Annotated in this window: 12 protein-coding genes; 6 read left to right on the forward strand and 6 right to left on the reverse strand. The window is 46.1% G+C overall.

The window, feature by feature from the left end; all coding sequences use genetic code 11:
* The first annotated feature begins 172 nt into the window (after window positions 1–172).
* Complete coding sequence (locus tag TCA2_RS14355; protein WP_193746052.1) at window positions 173–1030, forward strand: AraC family transcriptional regulator; 858 nt, start codon at window positions 173–175, stop codon at window positions 1028–1030.
* A gap of 58 nt (window positions 1031–1088) precedes the next feature.
* Here TCA2_RS14355 and TCA2_RS14360 read toward each other — a convergent pair whose 3' ends face one another.
* Both TCA2_RS14360 and TCA2_RS14365 read right to left on the reverse strand, forming a co-directional pair.
* On the reverse strand, window positions 1089–2315 hold the full coding sequence (locus TCA2_RS14360; RefSeq protein ID WP_047912276.1) for an AGE family epimerase/isomerase: 1227 nt from the start codon (window positions 2313–2315) through the stop codon (window positions 1089–1091).
* A 218-nt stretch (window positions 2316–2533) separates the two neighbouring features.
* The gene (locus TCA2_RS14365; protein WP_274520936.1) at window positions 2534–3457 is read right to left on the reverse strand and encodes a PD-(D/E)XK nuclease family protein; all 924 of its coding nucleotides are present in this window, start codon (window positions 3455–3457) and stop codon (window positions 2534–2536) included.
* Between the two features lie 184 nt (window positions 3458–3641).
* Between TCA2_RS14365 and TCA2_RS14370 the strand changes: the two genes are divergently transcribed.
* Entirely contained in the window at window positions 3642–4349 is a 708-nt protein-coding gene (locus TCA2_RS14370) for a serine/threonine protein kinase (protein WP_047912277.1), read from the forward strand.
* Between the two features lie 168 nt (window positions 4350–4517).
* On the opposite strand, the gene TCA2_RS14375 is transcribed toward TCA2_RS14370, so the two are convergent.
* The gene (locus TCA2_RS14375; RefSeq protein ID WP_047912278.1) at window positions 4518–4970 is read right to left on the reverse strand and encodes an SRPBCC domain-containing protein; all 453 of its coding nucleotides are present in this window, start codon (window positions 4968–4970) and stop codon (window positions 4518–4520) included.
* A gap of 173 nt (window positions 4971–5143) precedes the next feature.
* Here TCA2_RS14375 and TCA2_RS14380 point away from each other — a divergent pair, with 173 nt between their 5' ends.
* Window positions 5144–5959, forward strand: a complete 816-nt coding sequence (locus TCA2_RS14380) for a helix-turn-helix domain-containing protein (protein WP_047912279.1) — start codon at window positions 5144–5146, stop codon at window positions 5957–5959.
* A 146-nt stretch (window positions 5960–6105) separates the two neighbouring features.
* On the opposite strand, the gene TCA2_RS14385 is transcribed toward TCA2_RS14380, so the two are convergent.
* The 3 genes from TCA2_RS14385 to TCA2_RS14395 all read right to left on the reverse strand — a co-directional run bounded on the left by TCA2_RS14385 (window position 6106) and on the right by TCA2_RS14395 (window position 10511).
* Window positions 6106–7827: a cellulase family glycosylhydrolase gene (locus tag TCA2_RS14385; RefSeq protein WP_047912280.1), complete on the reverse strand. Its 1722-nt coding sequence runs from the start codon at window positions 7825–7827 to the stop codon at window positions 6106–6108.
* 232 nt (window positions 7828–8059) lie between these two features.
* Window positions 8060–9358, reverse strand: a complete 1299-nt coding sequence (locus TCA2_RS14390) for an NCS2 family permease (protein WP_047912281.1) — start codon at window positions 9356–9358, stop codon at window positions 8060–8062.
* Window positions 9359–9644: 286 nt separating this feature from the next.
* On the reverse strand, window positions 9645–10511 hold the full coding sequence (locus TCA2_RS14395; RefSeq protein WP_047912282.1) for an AraC family transcriptional regulator: 867 nt from the start codon (window positions 10509–10511) through the stop codon (window positions 9645–9647).
* A 226-nt stretch (window positions 10512–10737) separates the two neighbouring features.
* Between TCA2_RS14395 and TCA2_RS14400 the strand changes: the two genes are divergently transcribed.
* From TCA2_RS14400 to TCA2_RS14410, 3 genes are all read left to right on the forward strand, one after another.
* Entirely contained in the window at window positions 10738–11796 is a 1059-nt protein-coding gene (locus tag TCA2_RS14400; RefSeq protein WP_047912327.1) for a Gfo/Idh/MocA family protein, read from the forward strand.
* Entirely contained in the window at window positions 11793–12650 is an 858-nt protein-coding gene (locus TCA2_RS14405) for a sugar phosphate isomerase/epimerase (protein WP_047912283.1), read from the forward strand. Before TCA2_RS14400 ends, TCA2_RS14405 begins: the two co-directional genes overlap by 4 nt.
* A 67-nt stretch (window positions 12651–12717) precedes the next feature.
* A complete protein-coding gene (locus tag TCA2_RS14410; protein ID WP_047912284.1) occupies window positions 12718–13599 on the forward strand; it encodes a sugar phosphate isomerase/epimerase in 882 nt (293 codons plus the stop codon).
* Window positions 13600–13917: the final 318 nt, after the last annotated feature.

Raw genomic sequence — 13917 nt, forward strand, 5'->3', positions numbered from 1 at the left:
TGGTTTGAAATCCGCCTTTATCAGCATACGGATATTAGAGGGAGTCTACAATTAAACATGTTGCTGGGTTTTATTTCCTTGTTATATATCTTGTTCTTTTATTTGACAGAAGGTTTCACTTGGCTTTACGATGTGAACCATGATTCAATCGACACAGAAGGAAGGGATCAAGGTGAACAAGAACACTGTTCCGCCTGCTGAGCAGCTGTTATATGCCGGGAGCATAAGCAATAATCCAGACTGGCAGTTCCCAAGCCACAAGCATGATGATCTGTTTGAAATTCTCGTTATTAAGGAAGGCGAAGGGGATTTTATTATAGGGGAAACGAGCTATCACGCGGCCAAAGGGGATGTGCTTATTTACAACAAAGGCATTCTGCACGCCGAGAAATCCTCCAAGGAGCATCCGGTGTTTATCTGCTACTGCGGCTTCTCTTCTGCTCGCGAATATATTGTTCCGCCCCACGCCCATCCTCTGATTCGTGCTAACAAATACTCGAGCGAGATGGTGACGCTCATGGAGCTGCTGTTCGAGGAATCCTCCATGCAGGAGGAAGGATATGAACAAATCGCAGGGCATATACTGAGCTCCATTCTGGTGCTTGTACACCGCATGCTCAAACTGCAAAATTCCGCTCAAAGCTTGACCAAAAACAAGCTCGCAACCGAGATCAAGGAATATATCGACGGGAACTATACACAGGCTCTGAATCTCAAACAGATTGCTGACGAGTTTAATATCAGTTCCTACTATCTTGCTCATATCTTCAAGAACACCTATGGTACTTCACCAATTAATTACATGATCCAGAGACGCATGGGCGAAGCAACCCGGCTCCTCGTTCAGTCCGAGATGAAAATATGGGAGATTGCCAAGATTACCGGCTACGAGAATCCCAATTATTTCTCTATTCTGTTCACTAGAGTTGTCGGCATGTCGCCTAAGCAGTATCGAGAGCATCATAATCAGAGTCTTTCCTATGCGGAGGGCTTGTCCATACAACAGCATCATAAAAAAACAGATCTTTAGCTATCGCCAAGATCTGTTTTCACCTAATTTGTTATGCTTATTTGTTATGCAAAGAACACTAAACTACAGCGCGTGATCTAACAATCGATTCCAAACGCTCGATCGCTTCCAGACAAGCCCGGCTGTTATGATACGGACATTTCCATGCCCCAACCTTCTGCTGTCTGCGGTTAGGCTCACCACTACGGAATACCTGCCAGTGCCATTCCCCGCCTGTACGATCAACAATATAATCCCGAATAAAGCTCCAGCTGTTCTGAGCGGCATACAAGTACTGCATTTCATCACTGATCTGATAGGCATTAAGATATCCGACCATTGCTTCTGCCTGCGGCCACCAGTCCTTGCTGTCATCCAGTCTGCCGTCTGCATGAAGCTCATTATATATGGCGCCATCTGTGTCCGTACCTTCCGCAAGCGTCGCCACAGCCATCTGGATCGCAGCAGCTCGAACCTTGTCCAGCAGCTCCCGGTCTCCGAGTACTTCTGCCGCTTCCCACAGCAGCCAGCTTCCTTCGATATCATGTCCATAGGAGACGTCGGCAGACTGTGAATTCCACTCATCATCAAAGAACAGCTTGAAGTGACCTGACTCCGCATCCAGTATTAGATTCAAATGGACTTCGATCAGCTCCTTAAGCTTCAGGCGCAGCCCCTCCGGCTTCCATATCCGGTATAGATTCGTATAAGCCTCGAGCACATGCAGATGCGTGTTCATGGATTTGCGTTCATTCAGATCCTTGCCGCTGAGGCTGAGATCGTCTGTCTCGCCCCACTCTCTTGATAAGGCTTCCACATACCCTGTATGTACCGGATCATAGGCATAACGTTCGAGCAGGCGGTAGATCTCTTCTGCCAGCTGCAGCGGTTCGCGATTGCCCGTAGCCCGAATGTATTCAGCGAGTGCATAGATGACAAAAGCCTGCCCATATACCTGCTTCTTATCCTCTGAGGGTGTCCCGTCCGGATGAATCATCCAGTAGAAGCCGCCATATTCTTTATCTGCAAAATGGGTCTTCAGCTGTTCGAGCGCACGCTCGGCCATATGAAGATCATCGTCCTGCCCATATTTTCGGTAACCGGCAGCAAATGTCCATAGTATTCGCGCATTAAGAACAAGCGATTTATCCGCTCCATGTTCAATCTCACCGTCCGCATTCATCGCCCCGATAAAACCGCCATGGGTATCGTCGACCGTCCGTGCTTTCCAGAAGCCCAATATATTGTTCTTAAGCTCGAATTCAACCTCTTCCAGCCAGACTTGCAAGTCCAAGCTCTTCTCCATACATCCTTCCTCCTCGATCCTTCTTACTAGCAGCTCATCTCTCAATTCATCATAACAACATCATAACAAAATAGTTAATTATTCATATTAACCAAGGAATATACCACAATAACAAACCTCAAAATATAATAACATACTCTTGTATATTAATCTCTAAGTAATCTTATTTCGCTATATAAAATAATAACACGATAAGAATTAAATCTTATCGTGTTATTTTATATTGCTCTGTAGCTGCATATCTCTCTGAAGTTGCATTCTCCGCACACTCTTTCCGAAGGCATTGGCGTAAAATATCCGATTTCCTTCGGCCGGTTGTAGTAATCATCGGCAAGACAGGATTTCATCTCCTCGATCTCTCTGCCTACCTTGGCGATGACCTCATCAATTTCAGCCTGAGATGCCTGATAGCTCTCACTAATTCCGGTTAGCAGATACTCTACTCTCAGCTCAATATGCTCGTACGGTATATTATAATGCTCGTGAACATAGGCAGCATATAAGTATAGCTGCTCTGTAAAATTGTCTTCCTTCCCTGTTTTCCAATCAACGATAACGATATGGCCTTTCTCATTGCGATACAGCACGTCCATCTTCACGTATACTTTCGTATCGTGCAGAATCATATGGTCCCATTTCTCGACCTCCATTATATGAGCAATGCCAGACTGAATCTCCTTCCACGTCCTGCTCTCGTACAGCTTCCCAGCCACGGTCTCCATCCGTGCTTTGATCGAGGTAATTCGGTTCTGAAGCTTGGCATCTTCGTCATAGTACATTTCAGACAGCATGGTATGGTACTTGGGGTTCAGATGCCATCCATTCATATCTTTGGATTCCACATAGGCCTTGTTCAACAGGTCTCGCATTCGTTGCTGTAAGAAGGGTACCTCCGGCACTGTTCTGTTACGCTCCCAGCTTCGTATGACCGATTCACACATTTGATGTGCAAGGTTCCCGAATATCAAATACAGGCTGCTGAGCTGCTTCAGCCGGTAGGTTTGAACCTGGTCCGGATCTGCGGACTCCGGCTTCCAACCGTTATGTGAACCGTAATAATGGTAATAATATTTACGAAGGCATTCATTAAACATACCTGCTCGTGATCCTGAATAGGACCACGGGGGATACATTGTTATCATGATCCATCAGACGCCTTTCTTTGCAATCTATCATCGCTTTATTGTATTGTATTCTATCATAACCCGCAGAATCTAACGAAACATTTCATATTATGGAGCGTACTAAGAACAAAGCAATGAGAAGCCACTCCTGCATATAATGGAAGACAAGGCAGGGTTGTTCACGTTAAAGGGGCAAACAGACATGAGTACTGAATTTGAGCAGGAAGAAGTAAGGAAGGATTGGCTCAAGGCCGACTCCCTACTTGGACAGGTCGAAATTATAGGTAATGCGGAGAATGATCTGGTCAGCATTGAAGGAAATACAGATGGATTAGAATGCATCGGTGTTGGTACCGATGCCGCCGTATTTATAATGCCGGAATTACCTCAATATGCCTTCAAGATTTATTCACAGCAGGCCTTAGACAAGAAGAATATAGAAAAAGAAGTTTATGCGAAGCTGAAGGGTTCTCCGTATTTTGCAGCTTGTTATGGGGACGGTGTGAATTACCTGGTACTCAGCTTTGAAGATGGCCCTACGCTTCAGGACTGCATAACCCTCGGAATTCCAGTACCGGAACAGGTTATCCTTGATGTAGAAGAGGCTCGCAGGTATGTAAGAAGCGTAGGCCTTAACCCTCGGGATATCCATCTGAAGAACGTGGTTAATCAGAACGGACGCGGCAAAGTGCTCGATGTCTCCGAATATGTGAAGGAGGGTGACGACCAGCGCTGGGATCACTTAGTATGGGCCTACTATAATGTTTATCCCCGGTTTAACGAAATCAAGGTTCCGCTCTGGGTCATTGATGCCGTGAAAAAATGGTATCATCGCCGGAATAAATCGGTCATGAATCTGGAGGAGTTCTCTTCCAAGGTGATCCGATTGTTTGATAAGCTAATGAAATAGTAAGCTGTATAAAAAAAAGCGGCATGTGCATCTCCAAGTCATTCATAGAGATGCTGCATGCCGCTATTCTCGTTCATAACTTGAAAACAGCGCCTTGCCGCTATTATTGTTCAGAACCTGAGAACAGCGCCTTGCCGCTATTTCTGCTCAGAACTTAGAAACAGCGCCTCAAAAACCAAAGTCCAGCGCCTTCCCTGTCTCAGCTACACTTTTCACATTGCTTAGAACCATCGGCCAGGTCGATTTCGTTCGTTCATAGGAGGGATGCCCTTCACTCCACTCATCATTCACAAATGTCAGCTTCGTACAGCCGCCTACAATCTCAAGAGTATACGTCATTCGAGTCGTGAGCTCCGCATGATTCTCCGCATAGCTTGGTCCAGGATGCTCTGTGCAGCTGAACAACTTGCCAGGTTCACAGGCCAGTACCTCACCATACACGTGTACCGTTTCATCTCCTTCATTCCCAGGGCCGACATATCGATACCCCTCGCCTACCTTGAAGGAAGAGTCAAAGATCGAACCAAAGAATATCTGCCTTGTTCCTTCCGGTTTGAACAGCGTGTCCCATATCTTCTCGGGTGATGCTCCAATATACAGCTCATAGCGAAGTGCTTCCATTTAAGTCCCTCTCTTTCTCGTGAACAGCGAAGTATTTGACAATATCCTTCTTCACTTTGTCCAAAATTTGTTAAAATAAGACAAGATCAACATTCGATCTTCTGATAACTTGATATTACAGCTTGAGCATGAAGGCGTATTGTAAAAAAGCGACAGACAGGAGCGAAGCTGAAATGAGCTTTTTGTTCTCACAGAAACCTAGCATGGGTATCATGAACCTGGAGAAAGGCGAGGAGCATTTTCGCTTGGAACGCTTTTTGCCCAGTAGGGAGCTTCAGCATTTTATCAAGCACTATTGGGTTGTGGAATGGGAGCTGGCTGAAGACAAGACCCATATTCAGGAGGTCATTCCGAATCCTTGTGTCAATTTGGTCATCGAATCAGGACGCACTTTTTTCTATGGGCCTGCAACCCGTAAATATAGCTATCAGCTGAGTGCCACAGGACGTGTCTTCGGGATCAAATTTAAGCCAGGCGGATTCTTCCCTTGGTATGGGCAGTCTATATCCAGGCTGATCGATCATCCACTTCCGGCAGATGAGATATTCAATGTGCCCCGCGAAGAGCTGGAATCGACGTTTCTCAACACAGCGTCTGACCACTTAGAGCTTATTTCCCGTATGAATGATGCCCTATTGTCCCTATTGCCCCCGGAAGACAAGCTTACCGATCTGACAGAGCAAATGACAGAATATATTCGGCTTCATCATGAAATTACGAGAGTGGATCATGTATGCGAACAGTTTAATATGAACAAACGAACACTGCAGCGCATGTTTAAACAATATGTAGGCATTAGTCCGAAGAATGTAATCAAACTGTACCGGCTTCAAAATGCAGCGGAAGCGCTCGATCATGGACAAACGGTGAATACACTTGAGCTGAGCCTTGCGCTTGGATACCACGACCAGTCCCATTTTATTAAAGACTTTAAGGCCATTGTCGGTCAAACGCCGGAAGCCTATACACGAAATGTTGCCCGCCGCTGATAAAGCGCTAGTCCGCTTAGGCGCAGATTTATAATGTTCATCTTCAATACGCAAGACAAGGACTACGGATATTTCTCATCTCATATATCATACAAACATAAGGCCCCGGCAAGCGAATGCCAGGGCCTTATGTTCAATTCATGATCTTAGGAAGCCGATCCTGTTACACTTGTGCCATTCTTCGTAATCGTATAAGTGATCACTTCTCCGCTCCAGAAATGGAAGGTAAGAACCACCTCACCATCCTTCGTCTCATTGAAGAAGTTAGGCTTCAACACGATTTCGCCCTTATCATAGGAAGGAGAGAAGGTATACTCGAATTCCTTGAAGGAGGTCCAATTCTGTGGACCAGCTACGGTGCCATCCGTATATTTCGCTTCCATCGTTGCCAGCAGATCTCCGTTAAAGGATACCGGAATAGCGAAGAACTCTGTCGTTCCTTCCGCATCCTGCAGCACAGGTGTACTGTTCGTAATGACTCTGAATTTCCAGTCTGCGCCTTTGTTGAATTCAGCTGTAATGACGCTGTTCACACCATACTCACCGGAAGCGGTCAGTTCTTCAAGCTTGCTTGCTTTGATCGTAAGAACATCCTCACTTACCACATAGTCTTTAAATTTCTTCAAATTCTTGCCGTCCACACTCAGCTTCGTCAGCTTATTGCCGTTCAGCTCCAGCTGGATGTTTGCATCCTTCACATCCGCATCTTTTTCGACAAAGATCAGGTCAGTCTCAGCCGTTGCCGACCGTCCCTTCCAGCTTTCCTTCATCATATTGAAGAAGTCGAGATCAGACCATTCGTAGGTTGTTCTATTCATATGCTGGCCGTTATCCCATAGCATGTGAGTTACATCTTTTTCATTCAGATAATGCGTCAGGAACTCGAAGAATTTCAGCTTCTCACCCTGCTCGATTACAGCCGTGCTTTGGTCAAAGCCAAGAAGTCCATACTCACCAAGAATGACCGGAATTCCTTTGGCAACAAACGTATTGTGGACATTATCAAAGGTTTGGATAATATCGTTCTTCGTATCCTTTTCAAAATGGGTATAACCCGCAATGTTCACACTAAACGGCCAAAATCCATAATAATGAACGGTTGCGATAATATTAGGATCATTCAGCTCTGTAATTGTGGCATACAGCTCATCCATTCTCTCCTGTGTAGGCGAAGCCTCTAAGGTTGATAGAACAAGCGGTCGTTCTGCATTCTTGCCGCCGGATTCACGCAGAATGCTGTGGAAGGACAAATTCAGTTCTTTCAGCATATCGAACATCTTCTCTTCATCTGTCGTTCCACCGTCGGAGAAGCGCGGCTCGTTAACGCTTTCAAACATCAATTTGTTGGAATGATCTTTGAAGTGGTCTGCTACTTGGGTCCAGATCGCGTTGTACCGAGCAAGGACTTCGTCATGCTTCGTCTCCATGTGGCTGATCCATAACCAGGAATCATGATGGACGTTAACCATGACATACAGATCTTCATCCAAAGCCCAATCTACAACTTGTTCAACCCGCTCCAGATAAGCAGGCTCAATGGTGTAGTTCGGAGCTTCACCGATATGGCTGTCCCAGGTCACTGGGATACGAATACTCTTATATCCTTGGTCTGCAATTTCCTCAATCAGCTCTTTCGTAATTTTCGGATTGCCCCAGGCTGTTTCATCCGCTCCGACGGCATCCAGGGAGTTCCCCAGATTCCATCCGGGCTGCATGTCATCTACATAAGCCTGTAGTTTATTTTTGGCCACTGGCTCTGCTTCCTGCTGCTTGTCCGCAAAGGCAACAGATGTGAATAAAGAAATGACAAGTGCTGGAACCATTGCAAGTGCGAGTAAGCTCTTCGAACGCTTTTTGTGCAATACCATTTGCATCTCTCCTTATGTAATTTAGGTCATGATACAAGCGCAGCAGAACGTGCTCGACTATACTGAAAGCGCTTTCGGTAATAACTTATCATAATTTACCATCCAAGAATACCCTGTAAATTCTTTCTATACTCATATAAAAATTAGATATTATAGGAATCTGCCTCAGCATTAAAAAAAGAGAGCAGCCTGATTACACGCGCTCTCCTAATTATTAAAATCTCTATATTGATTAATGATCCAGGAAGACAAGCTGGATGAAGAACAATACCGCGAAGATGTAGAATATCGGATGAACATCCTTGCCTTTTCCGCGCAGCAGCTTGAGTACCGGATAGAAGATAAACCCTACCCCGATTCCTGTTGCAATACTATGTGTCAGCGGAGTAAGAATGATAATAAGAAATGCCGGGAAGGCCTCCTCAAGATCATTCCACTTGATCTTACTAATAATGTTGATCATAAAGTAACCGACGATAATCAGCGCTGGCGATGTAATAGCCGGGATACCTGAGATTACACTAATAATAGGTGAGAAGAACAAGGTTAATGCAAGCAGAACGGATACGACTACAGCCGTGAGTCCTGTTCTTCCTCCGGCAGCAACCCCTGTGCTTGACTCAATATAAGCCGATGTCGGGCTTGTTCCGAACAATGCGCCCGAAGTCGTTCCGACTGCATCAGCCAACAGCGCACCGCGGGACCGCGGGAATTTCCCATCCTTCATCAGCCCTGCCTGTTCAGCAACACCGAGCATTGTGCCCGTTGTATCAAACAGGGTAATCAGCAGGAATGTAAATATGACCGTATATAAACCGTTTGAGAATACACCAGCAATGTCCAGCTGGAATGCAGTAGTCGTGAAGCCCTGCGGCAGGGACACGATGGATTCCGGCATTTGGAATAGTCCCATGATCCAGGCAATAATCGCGGTAATCACCATACCGATGAATAGATAACCTTTTACGTTGTAAGCCATCAGTACAACGGTAATCAGCAGGCCGATGATTGTCAGATACGCCATAGGCTCGGACAGATTCCCTATTGTAATCAGCGTAGACTCGGAAGCTGCGATGATGCCTGCATTTTGCAGTCCAACCGTTGTAATAAACAAGCCAATCCCTGCCGTAATCGCATGCTTTAGACTTTCTGGAATTGCATTAAGCAGCATGTAGCGGAATGAAGTTAGTGATAGAATAATGAATAGTATACCTGCAACAAATACCGCACCCAGTGCAATTTGCCACGAAACGCCGCTGCCAGCTACAACACTGTATGCAAAGAATGCATTTAATCCCATGGCAGGCGCCATAACAATTGGATAGTTAGCCCATAATCCCATAATCAGTGTGGCCACAATACTTGCAAGGACTGTCGCAATAAACACACCGTTAAAATCCATTCCTGTGCTGCTCAGAATACCTGGATTGACGACCACGATATAGACCATCGTAAAGAATGTCGTAATTCCGGCTATAATCTCGGTTGAGACACTAGTGCCTCTTTCTTTTAATTTGAACCATCTTTCCATGGAATAGCCTGCCTCCAGCCTTCATAGTTGTGCATACGGTGCTAAAAACAAAAAATCCTAATCTACTCTTATAGGATTGTTAAAATGTCGCTCCTATATTCGTCATTAGGATCTAACAGCTCTATTTTATAAGCTTTAAACCAAAATATTAGGATACATATCTATGTTTTTAACCTGATGCGCATTTCGTATTCTAAAGAATTTAACACGACATGTCAATAAAATCATGATTTGTTCACAGTTATTTACGAACTATATTAAGTCTATTCGTAGTGTTTATTCGTTTTTATTGACCTCGAATGCTGGAGGGCGGTACGTGCTTATACTTCTTAAACGTTCTGCTGAAGTAAGAAATATCATTATATCCGGCTGCAAGAGCGACCTCCGAGATCGTCATTTCCGTGTTACGGAGCAGATACTCCGATTTGTTGATTCGGAATTGATTAATATAATCGGTTACTGTCTTGTTCGTGAGCTCGCTAAACAATCGGCTGAAATGAAACCGCGACAAATTGGCCATCCGGGCCAGCTGCTCTACCGACAGCTCCTCCAAATAATGCTCCTCTATGTATTTGAAGACCGGAGCAAATCGCGTCAGATTCTTGGTACGGCTGTTAAACACCGACAGCGGCATATATTCAGCAACATATTTACGGAACAGGATCGTCAGCATACGGTACATGCTGGATTTAATGGCAAGCTCATATCCCAGCTCTCTATTGCGGAACTCGTGTTTGATCAGCTCAAACGCACCTCGCAGCTCCTCATCATCTGTAATATGATTCCTGAACATCACATTATTCTGTGTCATCGGCGTAATGAATTTGGTCTCCACCGCATCCGGCGATGGACTCTGCAGCAACGAAAAATCAGCAATGAGGGCATTATACAGCAGATCACCGGACAAGTTGATCCCATAGTGCAGATCGTTGCTGTTCAGAATAATTAAGTCTCCAGCCTTGGCATGAGTGACCTGCGAATTGCATTCGATTTCCGCTTCGCCGTGTACAAAATACAAAATCTCCATATGCTCGTGAAAATGTGGAGGGAACAGCGTCTGCCCCTTCTCTCTGTACTCACAATGATGAAGCTTGATCGGAAAGTGTGGATCCGGCATGTCCATAGGTTCCCGCAACGCAGCGTTTCTAAGCATGTCACCCCTCCATTGACCGCACAATTGTTCAAATAATCAGCATCCGTCTGCATGGCTTTCTCATAGGTCCCAAAATACAATAGTTGTGAATCATGAATAGATTGAGCCATGAAGCTGACAGCGCATACTTCTTAGCATTTCAGCGTTTAGAATGTCTGCAGTGAAGATCGGTTCTTTCTATCCAGTATATCCTATTACAGAGCTTGAAGGGAGCACGAAATTACATATGAGTACACTAAAAGTTGGCGTCATTGGCGCAGGCAGCATCTCTCAATATCACTTAACTCCTTATAAAAATAATCCGAATGTAACACTTCTCGCGGTCTGTGATATGAATCTGGACAGAGCACAAAAAACAGCCGAAGAATACGGAGCTCCACACGCCTACAGCGATTATAACGAGCTGCTGGCCAATGAGGAGATCGATGCTGTCAGCATCTGTACCTGGAATGATACTCATGCCGAGATCAGCATCGCCGCTCTCAAGGCTGGCAAGCATGTCCTCGTGGAGAAGCCCCTCTGCCGGACGGTGGAAGAAGCTCTAAAGATCCAGCAGGCGGTTAAAGAATCCGGCAAAATACTTCAAGTCGGATTTGTCCGCAGATACGATCCGAATGCGCAGATGCTTAGAGCTTTTGCAGACAACGGAGAATTCGGTGAGATTTATTATGCCAAAGCTTCCTATATCCGCAGACTCGGTAATCCGGGCGGCTGGTTCGCAGATTCAAGACGCTCCGGCGGAGGTCCGCTGATTGATATCGGCGTCCATGTCATTGATCTCTGCTGGTACATGATGGGCAGACCCAAAGTAAAATCCGTCAGCGGCAACACCTACCGCAAATTAGGCAACCGATCCAATATCAAAAATCTATCCTCTTATAAAGCAGCAGACTACAGTGCGGAGAGTAATGATGTCGAGGATTTGGCCAATGCACTGATTCGGTTTGAAAATGGTGCTACATTGCTTGTAGATGTGAGCTTCACACTGCATGCCAAAGAAAATGAAGGTGTTGTTAAGCTCTATGGTGACAAGGGTGGATTCGAAATCGATCCGGAAGTCGTCATTGTTACAGAGAAAAACGATACGATTATAAACATCAAGCCTCAGACCGACAGCAAGGGCTTCCAGTTTGAGAAAGCGTTCCAGAGCGAGATTGACCATTTTGTAGAGTGTGTACAGACGGGCAAGCAGCCGATCAGCCCAGTTGAGGACGGCGTAGAGATTATGAAGATCCTTCGCGGCATTTACGAATCTGCCAGCACAGGGAAGGAAGTGTACTTATGAAGCTCGGACTCAGCACTTACAGCCTGTATCAGGCACTGAACAGCGGTAAAATGACGGTCGAAGATGTCATTGACTTCACTGCGGATCATGGCGGAGAACATGTGGAGATTGTTCCGCTCGGCTATAATCTCACAGAGCAGCCTGAGCTGATTGATACCATCGTATCCAAAGCCGCTGCCCGTGGACTCGAAATATCTAACTATGCGATCGGTGCTAATTTTCTGCTGAATGACCAGGATGCTTATGAACAGGAGATCGCCAGAGTGCAGCGAGAGGTAGATATCGCACACCGGCTTGGCGTCAAATTAATGCGTCATGATGTCGCCTCATCCCCGGATGTATCCATCGCTAATTTCAATGCTCATTTGGAGCAGCTGGCGAATGCTTGCCGCCGTATTGCAGAATATGCAGCTTCATATGGAATCACGACGAGTGTGGAGAATCATGGGTTCTTCATCCAGCAAAGCGACCGTGTACAGGCGCTGATTCATGCTGTAGGGCTGCCTAATTTCAAAACAACACTGGACATCGGAAACTTCCTGTGTGCCGACGAGCAGCCCATTGCTGCTGTGAAGAACAACCTCCCTTATGCTTCCATTGTGCATATCAAGGACTTCTATGTCCGTCCGGCAGGGCAGTATCCAGGGGAAGGCTTCTTCACCTCTACAGCAGGCCAATATTTACGCGGTGCAGTCGCCGGTCAAGGAGATCTTCCGATGCGTGATATTATCAAGATGATCAAATCCTCTGGTTATGACGGCTATCTGAGCCTCGAATTCGAAGGATTGGAAGACTGCGAATTGGGTTCGAGAGCAGGACTCGCCAACGTAAGAAGAATATGGGACGAAGTCTGAAATCTAGCGGACTGAATCCCCAACCCTAAACTTAATTTTAGAACGAAGGTAGATAAGGAGGTACTGTATGTCTTTTACAAATAAGATCGGCGTCATATCGGATAGTTTCCAAGCAGGACTCAAGGGTGGTCTCGTAAAGGCCAAAGAGGTTGGTGCAGAGGGTGTGCAAATCTATGCGGTCTCTGGAGAAATGGCTCCTGAGAACTTAACAAGCACAGACCGTAAGCAGCTGCGCAGCTATATTGCTGACTTAGAGCTTGAAATCTCGGCACTATGCGGGGATTTAGGCGGACATGGCTTTCAGGATGCGGCAGCAAACCGTGAGAAGATCGAACGCTCGAAGCGCATTCTAGACCTCGCTGTGGAGCTGGGCACCGATGTGGTTACCACACATATTGGCATCGTCCCTGATGATGTAAACAGCTCTATTTACAGCACAATGCAGGAAGCCTGTGAAGAGCTTGGCGTCTATGCGAAGAGCATGAATGCCTATTTTGCAATCGAGACCGGCCCTGAACGCGCCGCCCATCTGAAGAGCTTCCTTGATTCTCTCAGTACAAACGGAGTGTCGGTCAACTTCGATCCTGCCAATATGGTCATGGTGACTGGCGATGATCCCGTCGAAGGTGTAAAGCTGCTCAAGGATTACATCGTTCATACGCATGTGAAGGACGGCAGGCAGACCCGACCTATTGATCCTAAGGAAGTATATGGCTACCTCGGCTATGAAGGGATGACGCATGAGAAGATTGCGGAGATGGCCTCCTCGGGAGCGGCCTTTTTAGAAGTGCCTCTTGGTGAAGGTCAGGTGGATTTTGATGCTTACTTTGCCGCTTTACAGGAGATTGGCTATAAAGGCTATCTGACGATTGAGCGCGAGGTTGGCAGTACACCGGAGGAAGATATTAAGAAGGCGGTTCAGTTTATTAAGAAGTATCGGGGATATTGAGTTAGTTGGGAAAAAGCAGGAGGTTGGCTGCTGCGCCGCTTCGATAGCGAAAGGTACGTTCGATCGTTCTTGGTTTGGAGAGCTCTGATTGGATTATCTAAGGTTATCTCTCCAAACCAAATACGAGCGCTGGCGCTTCTCTCTGTACCCCTTCGCTCTCTTCGCTTATCAGCCAACCTCCGTTAAGAGCATCCCCCACACTTCTTATTAACTGATGTGGGGGGGATTATGAAATAGGTCCGATACTGCAGAAGCAGATGTCGGACCTTTTTTTATGAAATTCGTGTTAGCTGGCTGTTCCGCTTCGATAGCGAAAGG

The sequence above is a fragment of the Paenibacillus sp. TCA20 genome, assembly GCF_000732325.1.
Taxonomy (GTDB): Bacteria; Bacillota; Bacilli; order Paenibacillales; family Paenibacillaceae; genus Paenibacillus; species Paenibacillus urinalis.